This is a genomic window from Meiothermus granaticius NBRC 107808 (genome assembly GCF_003574355.1).
Classification (GTDB): domain Bacteria; phylum Deinococcota; class Deinococci; order Deinococcales; family Thermaceae; genus Meiothermus; species Meiothermus granaticius.
Genome location: NZ_QWLB01000002.1, coordinates 104,414 through 125,880 on the forward strand (window position 1 = coordinate 104,414; position 21,467 = coordinate 125,880).

General features: G+C 64.2%; 15 protein-coding genes and 1 pseudogene. 5 read left to right on the top strand and 11 right to left on the bottom strand.

The features are described from left to right. Positions 1–7: 7 nt before the first annotated feature. The 8 genes from Mgrana_RS01230 to Mgrana_RS01260 form a co-directional block, all read right to left on the bottom strand. Positions 8–2,137, bottom strand: a complete 2,130-nt coding sequence (locus tag Mgrana_RS01230) for an alpha-amylase family glycosyl hydrolase (RefSeq protein ID WP_119355779.1) — start codon at positions 2,135–2,137, stop codon at positions 8–10. A gap of 29 nt (positions 2,138–2,166) precedes the next feature. Beyond that, positions 2,167–2,865, bottom strand: coding sequence for a M48 family metallopeptidase (locus Mgrana_RS01235; RefSeq protein WP_119355780.1), 699 nt, complete (start codon positions 2,863–2,865; stop codon positions 2,167–2,169). A 133-nt stretch (positions 2,866–2,998) separates the two neighbouring features. Next, the gene (gene pdxH, locus Mgrana_RS01240; protein WP_119355781.1) at positions 2,999–3,634 is read right to left on the bottom strand and encodes a pyridoxamine 5'-phosphate oxidase; all 636 of its coding nucleotides are present in this window, start codon (positions 3,632–3,634) and stop codon (positions 2,999–3,001) included. Positions 3,635–3,669: 35 nt separating this feature from the next. Further along, a complete protein-coding gene (locus Mgrana_RS01245) occupies positions 3,670–7,614 on the bottom strand; it encodes a hypothetical protein (protein WP_308629429.1) in 3,945 nt (1,314 codons plus the stop codon). Then, complete coding sequence (locus Mgrana_RS17005) at positions 7,508–9,214, bottom strand: hypothetical protein (RefSeq protein WP_240631195.1); 1,707 nt, start codon at positions 9,212–9,214, stop codon at positions 7,508–7,510. Before Mgrana_RS17005 ends, Mgrana_RS01245 begins: the two co-directional genes overlap by 107 nt. Then, positions 9,211–11,925: a DUF11 domain-containing protein gene (locus Mgrana_RS01250; RefSeq protein WP_119355782.1), complete on the bottom strand. Its 2,715-nt coding sequence runs from the start codon at positions 11,923–11,925 to the stop codon at positions 9,211–9,213. Before Mgrana_RS01250 ends, Mgrana_RS17005 begins: the two co-directional genes overlap by 4 nt. A gap of 129 nt (positions 11,926–12,054) precedes the next feature. After that, entirely contained in the window at positions 12,055–14,715 is a 2,661-nt protein-coding gene (locus Mgrana_RS01255; protein WP_119355783.1) for a beta strand repeat-containing protein, read from the bottom strand. A gap of 9 nt (positions 14,716–14,724) precedes the next feature. Beyond that, positions 14,725–15,234, bottom strand: a complete 510-nt coding sequence (locus Mgrana_RS01260) for a hypothetical protein (protein ID WP_240631196.1) — start codon at positions 15,232–15,234, stop codon at positions 14,725–14,727. A 291-nt stretch (positions 15,235–15,525) separates the two neighbouring features. Between Mgrana_RS01260 and ispG the strand changes: the two genes are divergently transcribed. Next, positions 15,526–16,743, top strand: coding sequence for a flavodoxin-dependent (E)-4-hydroxy-3-methylbut-2-enyl-diphosphate synthase (gene ispG, locus Mgrana_RS01265; protein WP_119355784.1), 1,218 nt, complete (start codon positions 15,526–15,528; stop codon positions 16,741–16,743). 7 nt (positions 16,744–16,750) lie between these two features. On the opposite strand, the gene Mgrana_RS01270 is transcribed toward ispG, so the two are convergent. Beyond that, a complete protein-coding gene (locus tag Mgrana_RS01270; protein ID WP_119355785.1) occupies positions 16,751–17,275 on the bottom strand; it encodes a hypothetical protein in 525 nt (174 codons plus the stop codon). 93 nt (positions 17,276–17,368) lie between these two features. Here Mgrana_RS01270 and glpK point away from each other — a divergent pair, with 93 nt between their 5' ends. Together glpK and Mgrana_RS01280 are read left to right on the top strand one after the other, a co-directional pair. Next, on the top strand, positions 17,369–18,856 hold the full coding sequence (gene glpK, locus Mgrana_RS01275) for a glycerol kinase GlpK (RefSeq protein WP_119355786.1): 1,488 nt from the start codon (positions 17,369–17,371) through the stop codon (positions 18,854–18,856). Between the two features lie 44 nt (positions 18,857–18,900). After that, a complete protein-coding gene (locus Mgrana_RS01280; RefSeq protein WP_186813102.1) occupies positions 18,901–19,356 on the top strand; it encodes a dolichyl-phosphate-mannose-protein mannosyltransferase in 456 nt (151 codons plus the stop codon). Between the two features lie 11 nt (positions 19,357–19,367). On the opposite strand, the gene Mgrana_RS01285 is transcribed toward Mgrana_RS01280, so the two are convergent. Beyond that, positions 19,368–19,754 (bottom strand): group III truncated hemoglobin, encoded by a 387-nt coding sequence (locus Mgrana_RS01285; protein WP_119355787.1) that lies wholly within the window; start codon positions 19,752–19,754, stop codon positions 19,368–19,370. Positions 19,755–19,865: 111 nt separating this feature from the next. Here Mgrana_RS01285 and Mgrana_RS01290 point away from each other — a divergent pair, with 111 nt between their 5' ends. Together Mgrana_RS01290 and Mgrana_RS01295 are read left to right on the top strand one after the other, a co-directional pair. Next, positions 19,866–20,093 carry a DUF2905 domain-containing protein gene (locus Mgrana_RS01290; RefSeq protein WP_119355788.1) on the top strand — a complete coding sequence of 76 codons (228 nt, stop codon included), beginning with the start codon at positions 19,866–19,868 and terminating at the stop codon, positions 20,091–20,093. A gap of 135 nt (positions 20,094–20,228) precedes the next feature. Further along, the gene (locus Mgrana_RS01295; protein ID WP_119355789.1) at positions 20,229–21,245 is read left to right on the top strand and encodes a deoxyhypusine synthase family protein; all 1,017 of its coding nucleotides are present in this window, start codon (positions 20,229–20,231) and stop codon (positions 21,243–21,245) included. 35 nt (positions 21,246–21,280) lie between these two features. On the opposite strand, the pseudogene Mgrana_RS01300 reads toward Mgrana_RS01295, so the two are convergent. Continuing rightward, a pseudogene (locus tag Mgrana_RS01300) lies at positions 21,281–21,467 on the bottom strand (septum site-determining protein MinC); the annotation flags it as partial.

Consider the following 21,467-nt stretch of genomic DNA (forward strand, 5'->3'; position numbering starts at 1 on the left):
ATCCAGGCTAGAGACCGCCCCGCTGCAGGTAGCGCCAGGAGATCGGCCCCATGGGGATTTCGGAGCGATAGGTTTTCCCGCTCACGGCATCTCGCCACCCTCCCTGGGGCAGGGGGAGTTGGGCCGTGTCCTTACCGCTATTGAACACCATCAGGGCTTCAGAGGCCCCGGCCTCCCCACGGAAGAAGGCCAGGACGTTTCCTTCGGCCCTATAGATGCGGAAGACCGGGCTGCGAAGTGCCGCAATCCCCGTGCGCAGCCGGCCCAGGCGCCGGTAGTGCTCGAGCGTGTCGGGGTTGCAGCGTTCCCATTGCAGCGGGTAGCGGTACAGCTCGTTGACAGGATAGGTGCCCTTTTCTCCGGTAAACCCGCACTCCTCACCCTGGAAATAGACCGGGACCCCAGGTAGAGCATAGAGCAGGGCCGAGGCCAGCTTCAAGCGCGCGAGGGCCTCAGGGGAGGGTTGGTCGCGCAGCCCGCCCCCGCCCAGATCGGTGAGCACCCGGGCGGTGTCGTGGGAGCCGATCAGGTTGAACCCCTGGGCCGCCACCGCTTCGGAGTAGACGCTGTAGATGCTGGAAAGACCGCTCAGGGTGCGGCGAGCGCTGGATAAGCCCCGGGCATACCCCAGCAGCACATCGCGCCCGATGGCGTAGTTCATAAGGCTATCAAACTCATCCCCCTGCAACCAGGAAGGGTCGCGCTGCCAAACCTCGGCCACCAGGTAAGCCTCGGGGTTGACCCTGCGAATGGCCTGCCGCAGCTCCCGGAAGAAGCCGTGCGGATCAATGACCTCGTTGGCCACATCTACCCGCACCCCATCGAAGCCAAATTTAATCCAGTTCACGGCCACACCGATGAGATACCGCCGCACCTCGAGGTTGCCGGTGTTGAGCTTGGGCAGGCTGGCCACCCCGGCCCAGGCTTCATAGGCGCGGCTGTCGCCTGGGGTAAAGGGGTATTGCCGGATGAAGTACCAGTTCCAGTACTTGGAGGCCCGGCCCTTTTTCACCACATCCTGAAAGGCCCAAAACCCCAGCCCGGTGTGGTTGGGGACAAAATCGAAGATCACCCGAAGGCCATTTTTATGCGCGGCCTCGAGGGCCTTCTGGAGCAAGGCCGTATCGCCAAACTTGGGCGAGACCTTGAGGTAGCCGTGGGTGTCGTACCCATGCACCGAGCCGGAGTCGAAGAGCGGGTTGAAGTAGATCAAGGTCGTTCCCAGGGCCTTCAGGTAGGGCAGCTTGGCCATGAACCCGGCCAGATCCCCCCCGAAGTATTGGTGGCAGCAGTGCAGGGCTCCGGGCGGATCGCTCCACTTGGAGAGGTAGGGTTTGGGCAAGCTGGGGTCTTTTTGCCAGACCGGGTTGAAGGTGTACTCGTCGCTTTGCAGGGCTTTGCGGTCGTTGCTGGGGTCGCCGTTCCAGAAGCGCTCGAGAAAGATCTGATACCCCACGCTCTTTGAAACCCAGTCCAGGGCGGTAAAGGGATGGGCCGGGACCCTAAAGGGGCCGAAGTTCCGCTCCTTCCCGTTCCTGTCGGTGAGCTGGATGCGGTACTGCTGGGTTGAGACCGGTAGGGCCGCCCGCCAGGTTTCGCCAGTTTCATCCTCGAGCTGCTTGAGCATGGGGTAGGACTGGTCGGCGATCACCCGCGCGTTCCTAACCTCGCCCACCGCTGCCCCAAAGCGCACCGAGAGCTTTCCCGCCGCGACCGAGAGATAGCGCACCTCCTGGGGATCGTGCTGAAAGGCCAGGGTATCGGCTGGGGGGGTATCGGGACCGGCTTCGACCACGCGCACCGCGTTCATCCCGCCCTGACCGTCATCGCGGCAGGTGAGCCCCTCGGCGTCCACCCCAGGGGTGCCAAAGGTGGGGTCGTCGCACATGTTTTGGGGCCAGCGCCCGTTAATAAAGAACTTGTACTGCACGGGACCCGGCGGCAGCTCTACGGTGACGCTCCAGGTTCCGTCGGGTTGCTGGAGCATGGGGATCTCCCCCCATTGGTTGAAGCTGCCGCGCAGGGAGACCGAGTGTACCTCGAGCCCGACCGGGGGGTCATAGGTGAAGGTGACCGGCACGGCCAGCGCCAGGGCCAGCCAAAGCGGGATCACGAACAGCAGGCCTCGTCTCAACATGGTTCCCAGCCTACCGCGGGTGAGGCCCCCTACCAGTACAGGCTTGGCCCCAGCTCATTGAGGGCTTGGTGCCGCTCTTGGTACTCGGGCATGATCTGCTCGACCAAGCGCCAAAAGCGCTGGCTGTGGTTGAGCTCCTTGAGGTGGGCCAGCTCGTGGACCACCACGTAATCCAGCAGCTCGAGCGGAGCCATCACCAGCCGCCAGTTGAAGCGCAGCTCGCCCTTGGCATTGCAGCTGCCCCAGCGCTTTTTCTGATTGCGGATCAGCACCGGTGGAACCTCCCAGCCCAGGATCTGGCAGTAGTGCTCTACCCGGCGCCCAATCACCTCCTGGGCCCGAGCCTTGTACCACCCCTCGAGCGCTGCGCGGGGGTCTTCCGAGCGCACCTCGAGGATGTTGCCCTTGAGGGCCACCGGATTTTTATGGGGCTGGGCGTTGACCTCCAGCCGCACCCGCCTGCCCAGATAGGGATAGGATTCCCCATCCACAAAACGCTTGCGCGGGCCTCGGCAGCGGTTGAGGGCGGCCCGCTTGGCCGCGATCCACTCGGCCTTGGTCTCGACCAGGGCAATCACCCGCTCGAGCGGCATTCGGCTGGGGGCCGCAACCCGCACCCCCTGGAGATCCACCGTGACCCCTACCGTGCGGCGGCGGGCGCTGCGGCGGATGGTAAAGGAAAAGGAGCGATTCCGATAGGTTATGCGAGCGGTTTCAAACGCGGACATCCGGCCTTAATCCTATTCAGGACAGCCAAAACAGATGGTGAGATCGGGGCTTGAAATTATGTTGCAGGCTAATCGGAACGGATTTTGTGGTAAAAATCATATCCAGGCCGCCGACCTGGGGCCAGCCGGAGCTTCAGGGGGCCAGCCGGGCGATCCGCCAGGAGCGGTCGGGCTCGAGGGTATAGACAAAGCGGTCGTGGAGGCGGTTTTTGCGTCCCTGCCAGAACTCAAAGCGGTCTGGGAGGAGCCGGAACCCCCCCCAGTGGGCAGGGCGTGGAACCCCCTGGGGATACTGTTCTCGCAAACGGGCCATGCGCTCCTCGAGAACCGCCCTCGAGGCGATCTCCTCGCTTTGCGGGCTGGCCGCTGACCCTAGCTGGCTTTCATAGGGGCGGCTGGCGAAATAGGCGTCGGACTGCTCAGGGCTGACCCGCTCCACCCGACCCTCGACCCGGATCTGGCGCTCGAGCGCGGGCCACCAGAACCCCAGACAGGCCCAGGGGTTTTGGGCTAGCTCCCGCCCTTTGCGGCTGTTGTAGTTGGTGTAAAACACCAACCCCTCGGGGGAATACCCCCGCAGGAGCACCACCCGGCTGCTGGGGCGGCCCTCGGGGCCTACCGTGGAGAGGGTCATCCCCCCAGGCTCGATCAGGTTGGCGGCAAAGGCCGCCTCGAGCCAGTGCCCAAACTGGACCAACGGGTCCGGATCGAGATCAGACGAATTGAGGGTTCCCTGAAGGTAATCCACATGGCGATTGACGAGGTCCATGACCCAATTATGGCAACACCCAGCGCATTTCCGCTCTAGGGTCCGCCGGTCAGGAAGTCCAGCCGCAGGTATATCCCAGGCCGGGTATCGGGGGTTAGCCCCTGGAAGCCCCCCAGGACGTACCCCAGGTTGAACCACAGCCCCTCCACCACCCGGAAGCTGCCCTCGAGCCCCAAGGCTGTGGCGCTGCTTCCGGTCGAGGGCTGGAACTGGTAATACGCCGTGGCCCCCAGGCCCCAGCGCTCGCTGAAGTAGTAATTGCCCCCCAAACCCACCTGGAAGGTGGTGCTGCCAGGATCCCCCAGCACACTGCGGTAGGCCAGCGAGGGGCGCAGCTGGAAGGCCAGGTTGGGGTGATAGCTGGCGGCCAAGGAGCCCTCGAGCACCCCGGTCGGTCCAGGGCTGCTTTGGGGGGCGCTGATGAGGCGATGGTAGGTCAACAGGGATACCTCTGCCCCCCGCAGGGCATAGGCTACGGTAAAGCTGCCGGTGGGGGTAGGGGTGACCTGGTAGGTGGTGTCGAGCGAGAGTGTCTGTTGGGCGTCGAGCTGCCCGGCGGCCCCGCCCCGGAGCACCACCTTGACCTGGCTGCCATCCCAGGCGGTCTCCCCGCCCAGCGTGGCCGAGAAGGTTGCGGTCTTGTAACGGGTGGCCAGGCCTAAAGCCGCCTGGTTGGTGCCGCTGTTCAGGTCGCGCTCGAGCCCCGCCGAAAGGTTGAGGCCCCAGCGCTCATCTAGGGGCAAGGGGGTTTCGAGGCCAAAGCGGGCGCGGTTGCCCTCCCCGGAGGCACCGGGGAGCTGGTAATCGAGGGCCAGATTGGAACCGGCCAGCTTTTGCTTGAGCCCCAAGCTGCCGCTCAACCCCTGACCCCAGGTCTGCAACAGGTCGCCCTCGAGCGCGGTGTTGGAGTCGAAGGCCAGGCGGGTACGCAGCCGGGTGGTGGCCTGGGCCAGGCCGCTAAAGGGCTGTGCGTGGGTTAGCTCGCTGCTGAAGGCCCCGCTTTGATACCCCAGGCGGCCCAGCCCCGCCAGCGAAGCGGCCTCCCAGAGGTAGCCAAGCCCCGCTCCCACCGAGAAGCTCGGGCTTAGCGTCCGTATGTAGAGCAGCCCCGTTTGGTTGGTATGGGTGGTGCTGTCGGCATTGGCGGTGTGCTCGAGCGAGAGCTTGTCCGCCGGGCTGAGGGCGTAACCCACCCTGGCCGAGCCTTGCACGATGGCCCCAGGGCTTACGCTGAGGTTGGCTGCGGTCTCCAGGCGTCCCTCTTGGCCGCTGGCTTCTAGGCCGAAGCGCTCCTCCGCGCCTTGCAGGTAACGGGCCGCCAGGCTGAAGTGGTCGTTTTGAAAACCTGCCTCGAGACCGTAGTTCCAGCCCGAGCCAGGCAGGAAGGCGGCTGAGCCCCCCAGGCTGAAGCCTCCCAGCTTGGCCCGTACCCCAGCGCCGTACCCCAGTTCCCGCGCTCCGCCTAGTGGGGCGTAGCTCACCACCAGCCGTACCGGCTGAAAATCAGCGGTGCTGGGCCACAGGGGGCGGGAGAGGGTAAGGAGCCCGCTGAGCCCGTCTAAGACATAGTCTTTGAGCGGCTCGAGGCGCACGCTGCTGGCGCCGATCATCAGGAGCACAGTTTCGCTGCCCGGCTCGGCTGCCCCAGACAGCGAATAGATTCGGGTTCCGTCGGGGACGATCTCCTCGGTCCGGCTGGCCACCGGCAACCAACCCAGAAAACCCTGAGCGGCGAGGTCGCCTCGGGTCTCGGCCCGCAGCACGGTGCCCTGGGGGAGGTCGGGCAGCCCAGCCAGGGCTAGACTGCCGGCATAGTAGCCCAAGCTGAAGCGCTCCTCATCGTAGCGGAGGGCCAGCGGATCCTCTGAGCGCAATGCGGGCTGGGCTTCGGTCCCTGCGCCGGTCAGGGGGAAGGCCCCGGTGGGGTCGGGGAGGCGGTTCAGACCACCGTTCACCTGCGGCTGGCCCTGTTCGAAGGCCAGCGAGCCGTCCAGGGCGCCACGCAGAATACCGTTCCCCAAGGGGGTTTCTAGATACCCCCGGCCCAAGGCAAACCCCTGTCCTCCGTCTGCGAGCCGCACCCCCACGCTGCCCTGGAACTGCCAGAAGGAGGTTTGCTTGCCCAGCACGTAGAACGCAGCATTGGCACTCAGCTCACCGAAGGCCAGTTGGAGCCGCACGTTGGAGGGAGCCGCCAGCGGCTTGAGCCGCAGTACCGCCCGGCCCTCCTTGAGCAGCAATTGATAACCGGAGAGATCGGGGAAGGCATCGGGCTCGAGCGGTTCCCCAGAGGTTTGAAGGGTCAGGGGGCCAAACCCCGAAGGCAGCCCGTTGGCGTCTAGGGCCAGGATCTCAAACTCCAGGGGGGTACGCCCATCGGCCAGGAGCTTCAGGGGGCGCACCTCGAGCCGTACCGGGTTTCCGGCCAAAAAGACCTCAACCCGGTCGGAACCCGCTGCGGTTTGGAGCTCGATCTGATTCCGACCGGGTTGCAGGGGCAGGCCGTAGTACTCCAGCCGCTGGATTCCGCTGGCGGGGTCGTAGGTAGCCTGCCCCAGGCTTTTGGGGTCAACGGCCACCCCATTGATCAGGAGCTGAACCTCTAGGCCATAGGGGGTTTGCACCACCACCTTGGCCTTGTCGGCGCGGAAGAGGGTGCCCGGCAGCGGCTCTTGAATAAAACCGTCCCGGACACGGACTTCCAGGGGGTGGGTCGCCCCGAGGGCGCTAAAGGGCACCTGCCCCTGCAAGAAGACCTCGCGGTCGCCTACCTGCAGGGTCAGGGTGGAGGGCTCGAGCTCGGGCAAGCGGTTGCGGTGGCGAAGCTGGTAGCTCAGAACCCCTTGAGGCTGGTAGGGCAGCTCGAAGTAAAGACGGCCCTGGTCGTCCAGGCGTGGATCGGGGAAGGGCTGGCCATCCAGGCGGGCCGAGCCCGGTTCATACTGGGTCCCGGCGGGCGGTTGGTGGGTCAGCAGCAGGCGCTGCCCTGACCCCTGAAGGCTAAACTCGAGCCGCACCGTGGAGATACGCACCGGCTCGAGCACCGGCAGCACCCGCAGTACCGCCTTGGCGGTGCCTGAAGCCGGAACCCCGTTAACCAGGGCGGTGACCTGGTTTTCCAGCCCCCCCACCTTTTGCGGTTGGGTTTTGAGGCGGAGCTCCCGGCCCTCCCCTGGGGCCAGCTCGAGCCCTAGGTCGCTGGGCAGTTGCAGGTTAAGGTTGGGGTCGGGGGCTTCTTGTAGCTCGAGCCGCAAGGGGTGGTCGGTGGGGTTGTGCACCCGCAACACAAACTCGGCCTCGCCGCCCAGCACCACCTTATCCGGGCTGACGCTCTTCTCGAGCCCGATCCACACGCGGCGGAGAGCGTCTGGAGCCTCGAGGGTGCCCCCGTTGGAGCGCAGCTCGGCCCTGAACCGCCCCTCCGCCTCCGCGCCGAACCGGACGGTGCCGGTGTAGGTATGAATGGCGCTCTGGCCGGGCTCGAGTTGTCCTTTGAACTCTGGCTCAGCAGCGGTTTCCAACCACTCGGGAGGGGTATCGGTGAGGGTGTAGGAGAGCGGGGCATGACCTTCGTTGGTCACCCGTAGCGTCACCGTGACCGCTTCTCCGGGAACGGCCAGGTGCTTGTCTAGGGTGCGGGTGAGCTTGGCCAGCGGGCGCAGCACCCTGAGGCTGGCCTGGGCCTCCCCCAGGGTTTCGCCGCGGGCGTTGAGCAGGGTTGCGGTGTTGGTCAGGGTTTCGGGAGCCTCGGCGGTAACCGTAGCGCTCAGCTCAAAGGCCTTGGCCTGGCCGGGCTCGAGGCGAACGGTCTGGTCCAGCGGACTGCCCCATAAACCCGCAGCCAGCCCGTCTCGAACACGGACCTCCCCGGCCTCATCCCCGGTGTTTTGCACGGTGATGCGGTACTGGGCCTGCTCCCCTACGTTTACCTGGGGCTGTAGGGCTTCCTTGCGCAGGGTGAAGGTTGCGGCTTGGAGCACCCGCAGGGAGGTTTGTGCAACCTGCTGCCAGGGCTGGAGGTGGGCGGTGGGGGTGAACTCTCCCCGGCAGGTTGCCCTGACCCGCACCGATAGGGTTCCAGGGTGGCTCGCCGAGACCGGGGTGGTGAGCTGGGGGGTATCCAGCGGTTCCAAGCACGGGGGCAGCTCGAGGCTCAGCTCGGCGGGCAAGAAGGCCGGGAACTCGGTGTGGGCGCTCAGGGTGAGGGTGGCCTCCTCTCCCACTTTGAGCACGGGGGTGCTGGAGCTGAGGCTCAGCCCAACCTCGGGATACACCCGCAGCTGCACCTCGGCGATGCGCCGCACCCCCCCCCTCCTCGCGGTAGCGTTCCTGGCGCTCCACTCGAGCCCCAGGAATCTGGGCCAGGATGGTGGGTTCCGCCTGGGCAAGGCGAATCTGGGCCGCACCCTCCTTCAGCCGGACGGTCTGGTCCTCTACCCGTACCGCCATCTCGAAGGGCTGCTCACCTTGGGGCGTGACCAAGAGGGCGCTGAGGCTCAGCTCATGCTCGGGCGGAGGGGTCTTTTCCAGTACGAAGCGCACCGATCCCCCGGCACAGCCAAACTCCACCGCGCGCGGCCCGCTGACCACCCCCCCCTCGGTCTCGAGGCGCACGAAGCGATAACCGGCGGGCACTGAATCCAGGCGCACGGTACGGGGGGCCTGGCCCTCGAGGTGGAGGGGCACCTCGAGGGCCTTGCCGGCTGGGTCTACCGCCAGGGCGGTGATCGGACGGGGGGGGACTACCTTGAAGCGATCCCGCCCCACCTCCATGCAGGCGTCTACCCGAAATCCGATGGTGTTGGAGTACTGCTGTGCGCTGGGCGGTTGGCGGAAACCAAAGCGGAAGACTCCCGGTTGGCTGACCTGGTAGTAAGCCCAAGCCTTATCCCCGGAGACGCTGCGGGGTTGGATGCTTCCATTCGGTAAGCGCACCCGGGCCTCGAGCTCTTTGGGCCCATCCTCGTCGTAAAAGCCCACCTTGAGCGGTAGAACCTGGCTGGACACCTCCAACACGAAGGGCTCGAGCCAGTTCCCCCCGCGCACGTTGGCCAGCAAAACCCCGCCTGGGCGGCGAATGTCGTAGAGCTGTAGGGTGGGGTCTACCAGCAGCTCGGCTGCCCCTGGAACGCTGGTTTGCAAGCGGTAGCGGAAAGCGTTCTTGCCCAACCCGATAAAGCGGCTGGTGAGCTGATAGATGCCGGGTTGTAGGGCTCCACGGAAAAACACCACCCAGCGGTGGGGCTCCACGCCGTAGGTGGCCTGGGCCAGCACCTTACGGTCCTGCTGCAGCGTGAATTCCGAGAGCAAGGATCCCTTGCCCCCATCGTAGCGCTCGTCTCCCAGCTCGGGTTGGCCCTTGAGCCCACGGCGGTAATCCTGAGGGTCGAAACCGGGAGAGTAGATCTGTAGGTTGAGCAGGGTGGGTTTGGAAACCACCACACTGGCCCGCAGCTCCTGAATTTCCCAGCCCAGCTCATTTCCGGGCACGATGCCCTGGAGGTCGGTTCTGGCCTGGGCCCAGGCCAGGCCCCCCAAAGCCATCAGCAGGATGTACAGCACCGCCCTAAGCCCCCTCACGGATACCTCCAGCGGGCTTGGGGGTCGGTCAAGGGGGCCGGGGTGGGCAGGTCGTAGGTGAGGGTCTCCTGACCCTGGAAGCGGTCAAAGTAGAAGGTTTTTGTGCCTCCTTCCGGCAAAGGATCGCTGAGGGTGAGTTCCCAAAGGGGTTCGGCAGCGCTCAGCCTAAGAACCACCCGCACCCCCACCGGTAGGGGCAACAGGGTTTTAACCACGGTCAGGGGGCCGAACTCGAGGGTGGTCTCGCGCGAAACCGTGCTCAGCCCGCGGGGGCGCTCGAGGGGGAAGTCGCTGACGGTGAGCCCGTTGACCCACACTTTGTGGCGGTATCCGTTTCCGCTGGCTTCAGGCTGGGGGAGCGGTTTAAAGGGCGCCGAGGTGGGGTCCAGGGCGATCTCCCAAACCCCGCCCGGCAGGTCGCGGAAGCTGTACCGGCCTTCGCTGTCGGTCAGGGTTTGCCAGCCGTTGGCCAGCAGGACTCGAGCCCCAGGGAGCGGAATATCCACGCCCGCGGTATACTGCCCATCCCCATCGGCATCCAGAAAAACCCGGCCCAGCAGAAGGTTGCTGGGGGCGAAAACCCCGCTCTGCAAGGTGACCTGGGCGGTGGCCTGGGTGCTGGCCAAGGCGGTTCCACTGGAGGTGAGCCCCGTTGCCTGGGCCACGTTGCGCAGCTTCTCGGGGGCACCGGGCAGGATGCGTAGCTTGTAGGTTAGGGTTAGGGTCTGCCCGGCACTCAGGTTGAGGTTCCAGATCAGTTGCCCGCCGCGCAGCTCGGGGGAGGTTGGGCTGGCACTGCCCGCCACATAGCTTAGGGCGGGGTCCGGGGTATCGGTGAGCTGAACCGTGAGGGCCGCCTGGCCTTGGTTGACCAGGGTTAGGGTGTAGGTGAGCAGATCCCCAGGCGTGGCCTGGGCCGGGGTTACGGCTTTTTGCAGCAACAAGACGCTCCCCGCAACCCCTAGTTGCACGGTTTGCGAAGAGAGGGGGTTAGGGATCTCGCTCGAGCGCAGGGTGAAGCGGTTGAGCAGGCTCGAGCCATCCGGAGCTCCCTCCGCAACCTTGACCACCAGGCTCAGGTCGTGCACGCTGGGGCCAGGCAGGCTGGGCAAGCTCCAGCGCACCGTGCGCGAGGTGGGGTCGTAGCTGCCGCCGTCCGAGGCTGAGACGAACTCGAGGTTGGGGTCGAGGGCATCCTCAATGCTCACGCTGGTCAGCCCAATGGACAGGGGGTTTTCAATGTGGAGGGTGTAGGTTATCCGCTGGCCGGGATTCACTGGGCCACGGGTATCCGCGCTTTTGCGCAGCACAATTCCGCTGGGGTCAAGGCTGGCCCCCACACGGTCGGTGGTGGAGTCGCTGGCCCCACTCAGGAGCGAGGTCGCGGAGAGGATAAAGCTGAAGGGTACGCTGGCGGGAGGAACGGTGCTCAAGCAAGCCTGGAAATCCAGGTGTGCTCCGGGCCTCAGGGAGATCGGTTGCGCCAAGGGAACCCCGCTCGAGGTGCGGAAATCAAGGCTCACCCCGTCCGGTAGGCCGCTCGAGGTCAGGACGTACTGGTCGGTGTCGTTACCGGAGTTCTCGAGGGTTTGGGCAAAGCAGTAAGGCTGTCCGAGGATCACCGTAGCCACCTGGACATCCGCGGCTCCGCTGGCCCTGGGGTTGCCCCCCGGCCCTAAAAACACCCCATATCGGGGCGTTACGCTGAACTGGACCCGTCCGACCGAGGGCCCCCCTGGGCCCTCGGCTTGGGCCAGGTTCTCCCGCAGCCCGGCACCGGCATTGCCCGAGGCGGTCAGGCGAAAGTGGAGCAAGGCCACCTCGCCGGCCTCGAGGCGGCTGAGTACCAGGCGGATGCCCTGTACGGAGGTGGGGCTCGTACTCCAGGTGTTGCCGTCGGCGGTGTACTCGAGCTGCCCCTTGGTGGCGATGGCCGAGCCCAGCACAAAGCCCAGATCCGCCAGCTGAGGGGTGTTCAGCAGATCGGTCAGGTAGATCGGGCCGAGGGCTGGGGCGTTGCCCAAGTTGGCCAGCCTAAGGGTGAACTCGATCTCCTGGCCGGGGTTTACGGAGGTGCTGCTCACCGATTTGCTCAGGTTGAGCGCCGGGCCGTTGCCCACCGTGACCAGGCTGTAGTTATCCGCATCCTGGCTTCCGTCGGGGCAGGAGGCCACCGGGCTGATCAGGGCATTGCCCGAGGCCGCCAGGGGGGCTCGCACCTCCATCACCAGCCCCACCGCTTCCCCGGCCTCCAGGCTCAGCGTGCTTACGGGGGGTTCGCCGGGGTCACGCTGTCCGTTGCCGTTGACATCTTGGTAGAGGGTGACCCCGGAGGGAACCCAGCTCGAGGCGGTTTGGGACCAGCTCAGGCCGAGATCGAAACGGGCATTGCCCAGATTCTGCAACCGGTAGGCAAAATAGGCCATTCCCCCTGGAGAGATGACCGCCCGCTGGGCCGGGGCGGCGGCGCTTCCGTTGGGGGTGAGCGAGGCCACGCAGACCGCCTGCACCACCGACTCCACCTCGTTGGAAAGGTAGACCTGGTTGCCCACGGAGGCCGAGGCCTGATTGCGGATCACCGTTCCGGCTGGGGCGGCCAACCCTAGCGGGCCCGTTCCCCACAACCCCAGCCCCAACCAAAGCAAGAAGACCGCGAGCATCCGCTGCGCTTCGTGCAGGATGGAACTGTGGAATGGGGGATGCCGATTCATCTCGTCTAGCGCTCTATAAGCAATATGTGAGGGCCTAGAAGTATCGCACTCGAGTGCAATTCTAGGCCCCCATGGGTTTAGCCTCGGGTTATTTGCCCCATACCCACCTTGGGTACTTGGGCAAGGCGCCTACTGCACTACCACCTTGAAGATCAGGGTGATCTGGGACGCGGGAGCCATGATATCGGAGGCATCAATCTTGTTGTCGCCGTTGGTATCTACCCCCACCATGATGCTCTGCCCTGCGCTCAAGGTTCCCGGTGCGGTGGCGCTCCAGGTGGTGCCGTTGTCGGTGGAGTAGAGCACGGTACCGCTGGCAAAACCGGTAGCGCTGGCGCTGACCGAGACAAAGCTGGTATAGGCCGGGAGCGGGTCGCTGATGCGCACATTGGTCAGGTTGCCGGTGCCGATGTTCTGGGCCACCACGGTGTACACGATGCGGTCGCCCGGATTGGCAACGGCGGCGCTGGCGCTGCGTACTGTGGTTTCGGCGTTACCCTGGTAGCTCACCGCGCTCTTGGTCAACCGCAGATCCCCGCCCACCACCGTGGTGGTATCGGTGACCCCGCTGGTAGCGGTGCTGCCCCCGCTGTACGTGGCCGTGGCGGTGAAGGTAGCGGCTTCCTGCCGCCCAATGGGCTCGCCGCCGGGGACGATAACCCGTACCTGGAGGGGGCTCGAGCCCCCGGCGGCAATGGCCAGCCCGCTCACTGAGGAAGTCCAGGTGGTGCCTCCATCGGTGGAGAACTGATAGGTCCAGCCATAGGCGCTGGTGAAGGCAGGAATGCTGACGGTGACACCGGCGTTACCGGTGTTGGAGAGATTGTGGGTGTAGACGATGGTTCCCGGAGTGGTCACGGTGCCCGAGCGGTTGGGGGTGAAGGCGAAGCCCTGCAACAGGTTCACGCTAACCCCGGTGGTTACGCTGTCGCTAACACTTCCCAAGGTGGTGCTGGTGCTGGTGAAGGTCACATTGGTGGTGCTGGTAACCGGAGCCGCTCCAGCGGGAACCTGCACCTGTGCGATGAAGCACTTCTTGTTGGCGGCGCCGGGATTCATTAGGCCGGTGCTGGTCAGGGGAGCCGGGGTGGGTGAGGCCAGTACCCCCGAGCAGGTGGCATCCGGATAGAAGACCGTGCTCCAGCCCGCAGGAACGCTGCTGGTCAGGTTGTAGGTGTCGGCGTTGGAACCGGTATTGACCACCTCAATGGAGAAGTTGGCGCTGCTGCCAGGGTTTACGCTTTGGGCCGGGGGGTTGTCGTTGGCTGGGTTGCCATCCCCACCGTTGCCTCGAGCCGCCAAATCCACGGCATAACCCGAGGTCACGGTGGTGATGGTATCGGTGGTGGGGTCGGTTTTGCTGGTATCCGAGACCGAGGTGCCCGATACCGTCAGGTTGACCGGGCCACCGGTATAGGCTGCGGGGACTGCACAGCGCACCTGGAAGTTATAGTTGGTGGCGCTGGCTACCGGGCCAATAGGGCCAGAGATGGGGGTGCCGTCGGTCTGGGTAAGCTGGCAAACCCAACCCGAGGGGGCCCCGCTTACCGCCAGGGTAAAGCTGTCTGAGGTGTTGCCGGTATTGCGCAAGGTGTTGGTGAAGATGACCGTTTGTCCGCTGATGGCACTGGCGATGGTTTGGCTGTCGGCTCCAGCGGTGGCGGTGGGGTTGCCGTTGGGGCCGACTGCGATGCCATAACTGGCCCCAACGGTGTTGGTGGTGGTGTTAGAGGTAACGGTTTGGTTGGAGCCGTTGTTGTAGAGCAGCGTAGCGGTGTTGGAGTAGGTAGTGCCCTGGGCAGCACCGGCTGGAACGGTGGCCTGGAAGCTGAAGGTATAGGAGGCGTTTTGGGGGAAGAAGGCCCCGCTGCCGGTAATCACCATTCCTAAAGCCACCGTGCCGTTACCGGTGATGGTGGCTGGAAGGGTGGTGCTCCAGGTGGTGCCGTTGTAGTAGACGAACTGCACACTGCCGGCCCCGGCTGTGCCGCTGGGGTTAGAGCCAGAGGTGGTTACGGTCAGGCCGTTGGGGATCACGTCTTGAATCAGGATGCCGCTCAGTCCGGTGCCGCCCACATTGGTGATCGCACTGGCGGCGCTGCCCCCGCGGTTTTGCCCCGAGAGGGTGTAGGTGAGGGTGGCCCCAGGGGCTACCGCATTGCTGGGGGAAGCGGCTTTGGTCAGGTCGAGGGCGGCGGCGGTAGTGGCGGTACCCCGGGCCCAGTTGTTGGTATCGGTTTTGGTGTTGTCTCCGGCAGAGGTGCCGGTGAGGTTAAGGTTGCCGTACTGACCGCTGGTGGCGCTGGCGGGAATGGTTGCCGCGACCACAATGCAGGCGGAGGCGGAGGCCCCAGTCTGGGTGAGCGTCACCGCGCTAACGGTGCTTTCTCCCGCATCCACCCTGCCGTTACAGTTGGCGTCCAAGTAGAGGGTGACCCCACTGAAATCGAAGTTGTCGCTGGTGTCCTGGACGGTGGCTAAGTTGATGGTGTCGGTGCCGTTACCGGTGTTGGTGACGGTGTAGGTGAAGTAGACCTGGGCCCCTGGGAGAGCACTCCGGGTCTGGCCAGGGGCGGTGGGGATGCCATCGGGGGTGATGGTAAAGCTGTATACCTGCTGTACCACCGTGATGACCTGATTGGAGGTGGTGGTACGGGCTTGGCCGGCGGAGTCAATGTAGCTTGCCGAAGCCTGGTTAGAGATGTTGGTCCCTGCAGCCGTCTGCTGGGCCAAAGCGAAGCCCAGCAGGAGCACCCACAGGGCAGTGAACAGGATGGACAGTCTTCGCATGGTTTCTCCTTAGCGCACAACCGCGCGCAGTGTGAGCACAACCGTTTCCCTAGCTCCAAGCTGAGGGATCACCCAGCGCACGTGGGTGTATTCCTCGGGCTTGACCTCGAGCTCCTTCTCAACCTCTTGGCCATTCTCACTGACCCTGACTTTGCGCTTGAGGGGGGCTTTGCCAAAGCTCTGGCCAGAGTCAAAGCTGAATTCCGGGACGGTCAGGCCCCCCTTGTACTGGAGGGGTTGAGCGCTCAGGGCCTGGTAATAGGTGTTTTTGGGAATGGGGATGGTCAGGGCTACGCGGCTTAGGGGCCGGTCGGTGGTATTGCTGGCCTCGAGCCGATACTCCACCACCTGACCGGGCTTGACGTCCAGGGCGGGCTCGAGCTTTTCGCTGGTCTTACCCGACTCCTGGGTGGTGATCACCCGAAAAGCCTTGAGCTCGAGTTTGACCTCCCCACTCACCTGGGCCAGCGCCAGCCCAATCAAGGCACACAATGCGGTCCATAAGAGTTTTGGCTTCATCATCACCTCTGGTTTAGACATGGGGTTTTGTGTGGCTAAGGCCTATCCCCTTACCCCTTTACCGTATGGCAGTCTACAAGGGGAGGGCCCGCCCGCCCTGATAAATAACCCTAACGGCTGTGATATATGCACATCCCCTATTGGGCAGAAGCGTAGAGATGCGTAGGAGACGTGCCTGCGGCATGTAACGGCAGCCAAATGAGGACCTGGTGTAAGAAACTAAATACAGGCCCAGCCCTGGTCGTAGCCCCAGGCCACATATCGGTGGCCTCCTGGCTTTAGGATGGAGTCATGAAGCGCCGCAAAACCCCCACCGTTTGGGTGGGCAACATACCGATGGGTGGAGATCACCCGGTGCGGGTACAGAGCATGACCAACACCGCCACGGCCGATATCCCCGGTACTGTGGCCCAGGTGATTGCTCTGGCCAGGGCGGGTTCGGAGATTGTACGCATCACCGTCAATGATGAAGACGCGGCCAGGGCGGTTCCCGAGATCAAAGCGCGGCTTTTGGCCCTGGGATATACCACGCCTTTGGTGGGCGACTTTCACTTCAACGGCCACCTGTTGTTGCGCAAATACCCCAAGATGGCGGAAGCCTTGGACAAGCTGCGCATTAACCCAGGCACGGTCGGGCGGGGCAAACAGCAAGACCCCAACTTCAAAACCATGTGCGAGGTGGCGGTCGAGCTGAATAAGCCAGTGCGCATTGGGGTTAACTGGGGATCGCTGGATCAGGGTTTGCTGACCGAGCTGATGGATCAAAACGCCCGCAGCCTCGAGCCCAAGGATGCCCACCAGGTCACGCTGGAAGCCTGTGTCGAATCGGCCTTGCGCTCTCACGAGTGGGCCCTCACCTATGGAGTGAAGCCCGATAAGATCGTGCTCTCGGTGAAGATCTCCAACGCCCCCGACCTTTGGTGGGTAAACCGGGAGCTGGCCCGGCGCACGGATGCCGTGTTGCACCTGGGGCTGACCGAGGCTGGAATGGGGATCAAGGGCATCGTGGCCTCGGCGGCAGGGCTAACCCCGCTGCTTTCGGAGGGGATTGGTGACACCATTCGGGTTTCGCTCACCCCGGCACCCGGCGAACCCCGGACCCGCGAGGTGGAGACCGCCTTGGAAATCCTCCAGTCGCTGGGGTTGCGCCAGTTTGCGCCTACGGTCAGCAGCTGTCCAGGCTGCGGGCGCACCACCAGCAGCTTTTTTCAGGAGCTGGCCTTACAGGTCTCGGAGGAACTAAACCGGAACATGCCTTCCTGGCGCGAGCGGTATCCGGGGGTGGAGAACCTCAAGGTGGCGGTGATGGGGTGTGTGGTCAATGGCCCTGGGGAGAGCAAGCATGCCGATATCGGGATTTCCTTGCCGGGAACCGGTGAGCACCCTCGAGCCCCGGTTTACATTGATGGCCAACTGGCCACCACCCTGCAAGGGGAAAGCATTGCCAGCGACTTCATGAACCTGGTTCAGGAGTATATCCAGCGCCGTTTTGGCAAACCGCTGGCCTAAGCCCCCTTTACCCTTCGGCCAGGGCGTCGGGGCCTGAGGGGTTGGGGTTCAGGCCTAAGGTGTCGCGGAGCTGCTCGAGCGCCTCCTTCTCCGCCGGGGAGATCTGCTCGCCGCCGAACCCCAGAAACCCCCCCTCCTTGGCCGCCCCGGCCACCTTTTGGGCCACGCTCATCACGTAGCCCTTATAGGCTTCGGCATCCTGGGGGCTGGTCTTGGTCTGAACCAGCCACAGTGCTTGCCGCACCTCGTCCAGCAGAGTGCTTTTGGCCTCCTCGAGGCTGCTGAAGCGCCGCTTTTCAGGCTGAGGCAGCTCCTTGAAGGCCTCGGGTTGGAGGCTTTCATAGAGGGCTTGCAGCAGGGGGGAGTCCGAGGCCTTGGCCCCCTCGAGCAGGGCTTTGGTCAGGGCGGCAGCTTCGGCCAGAATGCCGGTGAGCCCTGAGGGCGAGGCCACCAAAATATAGGAGCCGGCGCTGGCTGGGCCGCTGAGCACCTTGATCCATTGTTCAGGGGTGAAGTTGTCTCTGAGCGCCATGGGTTCAGCTTACCCTTCGGGGGGCGGCCTGTGGGAGGAGGGCTTCCTGCGCTTTAGAATGAGGCGATATCTGGCGGTTATATGGGAGTGAACATGAGCTATCTGTTGGCCCTTGATCAAGGCACCACCTCGAGCCGCGCCATCGTCTTTACCCCGGCTGGGCAACCTTTAGCCCAGGCCCAGCAAGAGTTCACCCAGTATTTTCCTCAGCCGGGGTGGGTAGAGCACGACCCCCTGGAGATCTGGCAATCGCAGCTCCAAACCGCGCGCGAAGCCTTAGCCCGCGCAGGCCTGGAGGCAGCCCAAGTGGCCGCGCTGGGGATTATCAACCAGCGGGAGACCGTGGTGCTGTGGGAGCGCTCGAGCGGCAAACCTGTCCACCCTGCAATCGTTTGGCAGGACCGGCGGACCGCGGCCCTGTGCGAACAGCTCAAAGCCGAGGGCCTCGAGCCCACCTTTCGGCAAAAAACCGGCCTGGTCCTTGATCCCTACTTTTCAGGGACCAAGCTGGCCTGGTTGCTGAACCAGGTCTCTGGGCTGCGCGGGCGGGCCGAGCGGGGGGAGTTGTGCTTCGGGACGGTGGACAGTTGGCTGATCTATAACCTGACCGGCGGCCAACTCCACGCCACGGATGTCTCTAATGCTTCCCGCACGCTCTTGTTTAACCTGCGAGACCGGGCCTGGGACGATGAATTGTTGAGCATTTTGGACATCCCCAGGGCGGTGTTGCCCGAGGTGAAGCCTTCGGCCACCGTGTATGGCACCACCGCACCGGAACTCCTGGGCGCTGCCCTTCCCATTGCAGGGGTGGCGGGGGATCAGCAGGCTGCCCTGTTCGGACAGGCCTGCTTTGCTCCGGGGATGACCAAAAACACCTACGGTACCGGCTGCTTCATGCTGATGAACACCGGGCCCCAACCGGTTGAGTCCAAGCAGGGGTTGCTCACCACGCTGGCCTGGCAACTGGGGAACCACCCCCCTGAGTATGCCCTCGAGGGCTCGGTCTTCATCGCTGGGGCGGTGGTGCAGTGGCTGCGCGATGGCTTGGGCCTCATCCAGCAGTCGGCGGAAGTGGAAACCCTGGCGGCCCAGGTGCAAGATACCGGCGGGGTGTATTTGGTACCGGCTTTTGTGGGGCTGGGTGCGCCCTACTGGGATCCCTACGCTAGGGGTACCCTGGTGGGTCTGACCCGGGGGACCACCTCAGCCCATATTGCCCGGGCGGCCCTCGAGGCCATCGCCTACCAAAGCCGAGATCTGCTGGGGGCGATGGAAGCGGACTCGGGGCTGCGGCTTTCTGAGCTTCGGGTGGATGGCGGGGCCAGCCTCAATGGTCTTTTAATGCAGTTCCAGGCCGATCTTCTGGGTAGGCCGGTGGTGCGTCCACAGGTTGCTGAGACCACGGCCTTGGGGGCGGCCTATCTGGCTGGGGTGGGGGTGGGGATTACCGACCCGCCGGGAATCGCGGAGCGCTGGGCCGCGGGGGGACGGTTTGAGCCAAGGATGCTCGAGCCGGAGCGGGAGCAGCTCTATCGGGGCTGGAAACGCGCGGTAGAGCGATCCAGAGCCTGGGCCGAGTAGCCGCACCGGGCATGCGGTATTGTGGAGGTGAGGGGGTCAAAACTATGGACTTGCGTAAGATGGCTCAGGATTTGCGGGCGCAGGCGGAAGGCGCCCTAAAGGAAGCGGAAGCTAAGCTGGGGGAGATTCGGGCCACCCTGGACAAGGATGGGGATGGGGTTCCCGATGCGGTGCAGGGGGCGCTGAATCAGGCCAAGGAGGCTGCGGATCAAGCTCGAGCCAAGTTTGAGGAGCTGCGGGCCAACCTGGACCAAGACGGCGATGGGATACCAGACCGGCTCCAGAGCTTGAGCCAGCAGGCCAAAGAGGCGGCAGCGCAGGCCAAATCCAAGGCCGATGAACTGGCCGCACAGGTGCGCTCCAAGGCGAGCGAGGTGGGGGCTCAGGCCCAAGAGAAAGCCGAGCAGGTGGCCAAGGCCGCCCAAACCAAGCTGGACCAGGCCAAGGACACCGCGCAGCGCATCGTGGACTCGACCAAAAAAGAGGACCCGTCCGGCTAGGCTAGGGCGGGTTACCGGCCGGCCAGCGGGAACATCGGGTTGCCCAGGATGCGGGCCTGCATGGTGCTGGCTACCGAGCGGGCGAAGGTTTTCATGCGCTCTGCATTTTCCCCGGCGAAATGGGCATCAATGGCCTTAGCGAACAGCTCGAGCCAACGCTCAAAGTGCTCCGCCTTCAGGGGGTTCTGGGCGTTTAGGACGAGGTGCTTGTACATCATTCCGCCTTTATAGGCCCCGCTCCGGAAGAGAACGTTCTCCCAGAAGTCGTACATGATGGGCAGGTGGGCCTCTAGATCCAGACCGCTGAACAGGTAGCCGATCTGTGGGTCGGTGATGGCCTCGCGGTAGAAGGCGCTGATCACCGCGGCGATATCGGTTCTGGACAATACATCGTTCACGCCTATTAGGATAGGCCTAAAAGGGTTGGGCTTGTAGGGATGAAACTCCTGCCCCAATGCCCCACGGGGAGTCATAGGCCTTTTGCAGATGTAAGCAATACAATTGGAGGCATGGATCTGGGACGTGGGCTGATCCTTTTGGGGGTGTTGCTGATCCTACTGGGGCTGGCCTGGGTCTATGCCCCTCGGTTGCTGAGCTGGTTCGGTCACCTGCCGGGGGATATTCGCATTGAACGGGACGGCTTCCGGTTCTATTTTCCCCTGGTCTCGATGCTGGGGGTAAGCCTGGTCTTGAGCCTGGTGCTTAACCTGCTGGCCCGCTGGTTTCACAAACCCTGAGGGATAGGCCGAGGACCCCGGCCCCTTTGGGGGGGATTCCTGTATACTTCCTCTTTGGTGCAGTCGCATCCCGGCGTGAGCGTTCAGTCTCAGGGGGGAGCCGTTCGCCCACCCCGCGAGCCATAGGAGGGGAATATGTCTCGCCACGAAGCCACCACTGCAGTTCGTGAACCGCACACCAAAGGGGCCATCAGCGCCTTTCTCCGACACCACTTCCGCCACTTCAACGCTGCTGCTTTGATCGAGGCGGCGGAGGCCTACAAGCGCCACCTCGACTCGGGCGGGGTCATGATGGTTACCTTGGCTGGGGCCATGAGCACCGCCGAGTTGGGGCTCAGTTTGGCTGAGATGATTCGTCAGGGGAAGGTCGCGGCGATTTCCTGCACGGGGGCCAACCTCGAGGAAGACCTCTTTAACCTGGTAGCCCACGACCACTACGAGCGGGTGCCCCATTACCGCGACCTCACCCCGCAGGAAGAACAAGCCCTGCTGGAACGGCACATGAACCGCGTCACCGATACCTGCATCCCCGAGATGGAGGCCATGCGCCGGCTTGAAGGGGCTCTGATCGAGGAGTGGACTCGGGCCGACCGAGCCGGAGAGCGCTACTTCCCACACGAGTTCCTCTACCGGATCATTCGCTCGGGGGCTTTGGAGCAGTACTACCAGATTGACCCCAAAGACTCTTGGATGGTGGCTGCGGCTGAGCGCAACCTGCCCATCGTGGTTCCGGGCTGGGAGGACAGCACCACCGGCAACATGTACGCGGGACACTGCCTGAATGGGGAGATCAAGAACGTTCATACCGTGCGTACCGGCATCGAGTACATGATGTCCCTGGCCAACTGGTACACAGAGACCTCGGCCCGGCACAGCATTGGTTTCTTCCAGATTGGCGGTGGGATTGCCGGGGATTTCCCCATCTGTGTGGTGCCCATGCTGCACCAGGACATGCAGCGCCCCGATATCCCAATGTGGGGCTACTTCTGCCAGATCTCCGATTCCACCACCAGCTATGGCTCCTATTCTGGGGCCGTCCCCAACGAGAAAATCACCTGGGGCAAGCTGGCGGTAGACACGCCCAAGTTCATCATTGAATCGGATGCTTCGATTGTGGCCCCGCTGATGTTCGCGCTCATCCTGGAGCAGTAAGGGCGGGGATCGGGCCCTCCAGGGGGCACCTGGCGCTACTTTTTGCCCCAGCCCTCGAGCACAATCCGCCCATCCACCACCCGGGCCCGCTCGGGGCCGCGCCCGCCTTTGTCCTCGCTGGGGGCCTGGGCTACGTGATTGGCAATGCGAATCTGTTTGGCCTCGAGGCTCATGGCCCAGATCGCGGCCCCGAGCGGGCCCGGGTGGTGGATGGGCGGATTG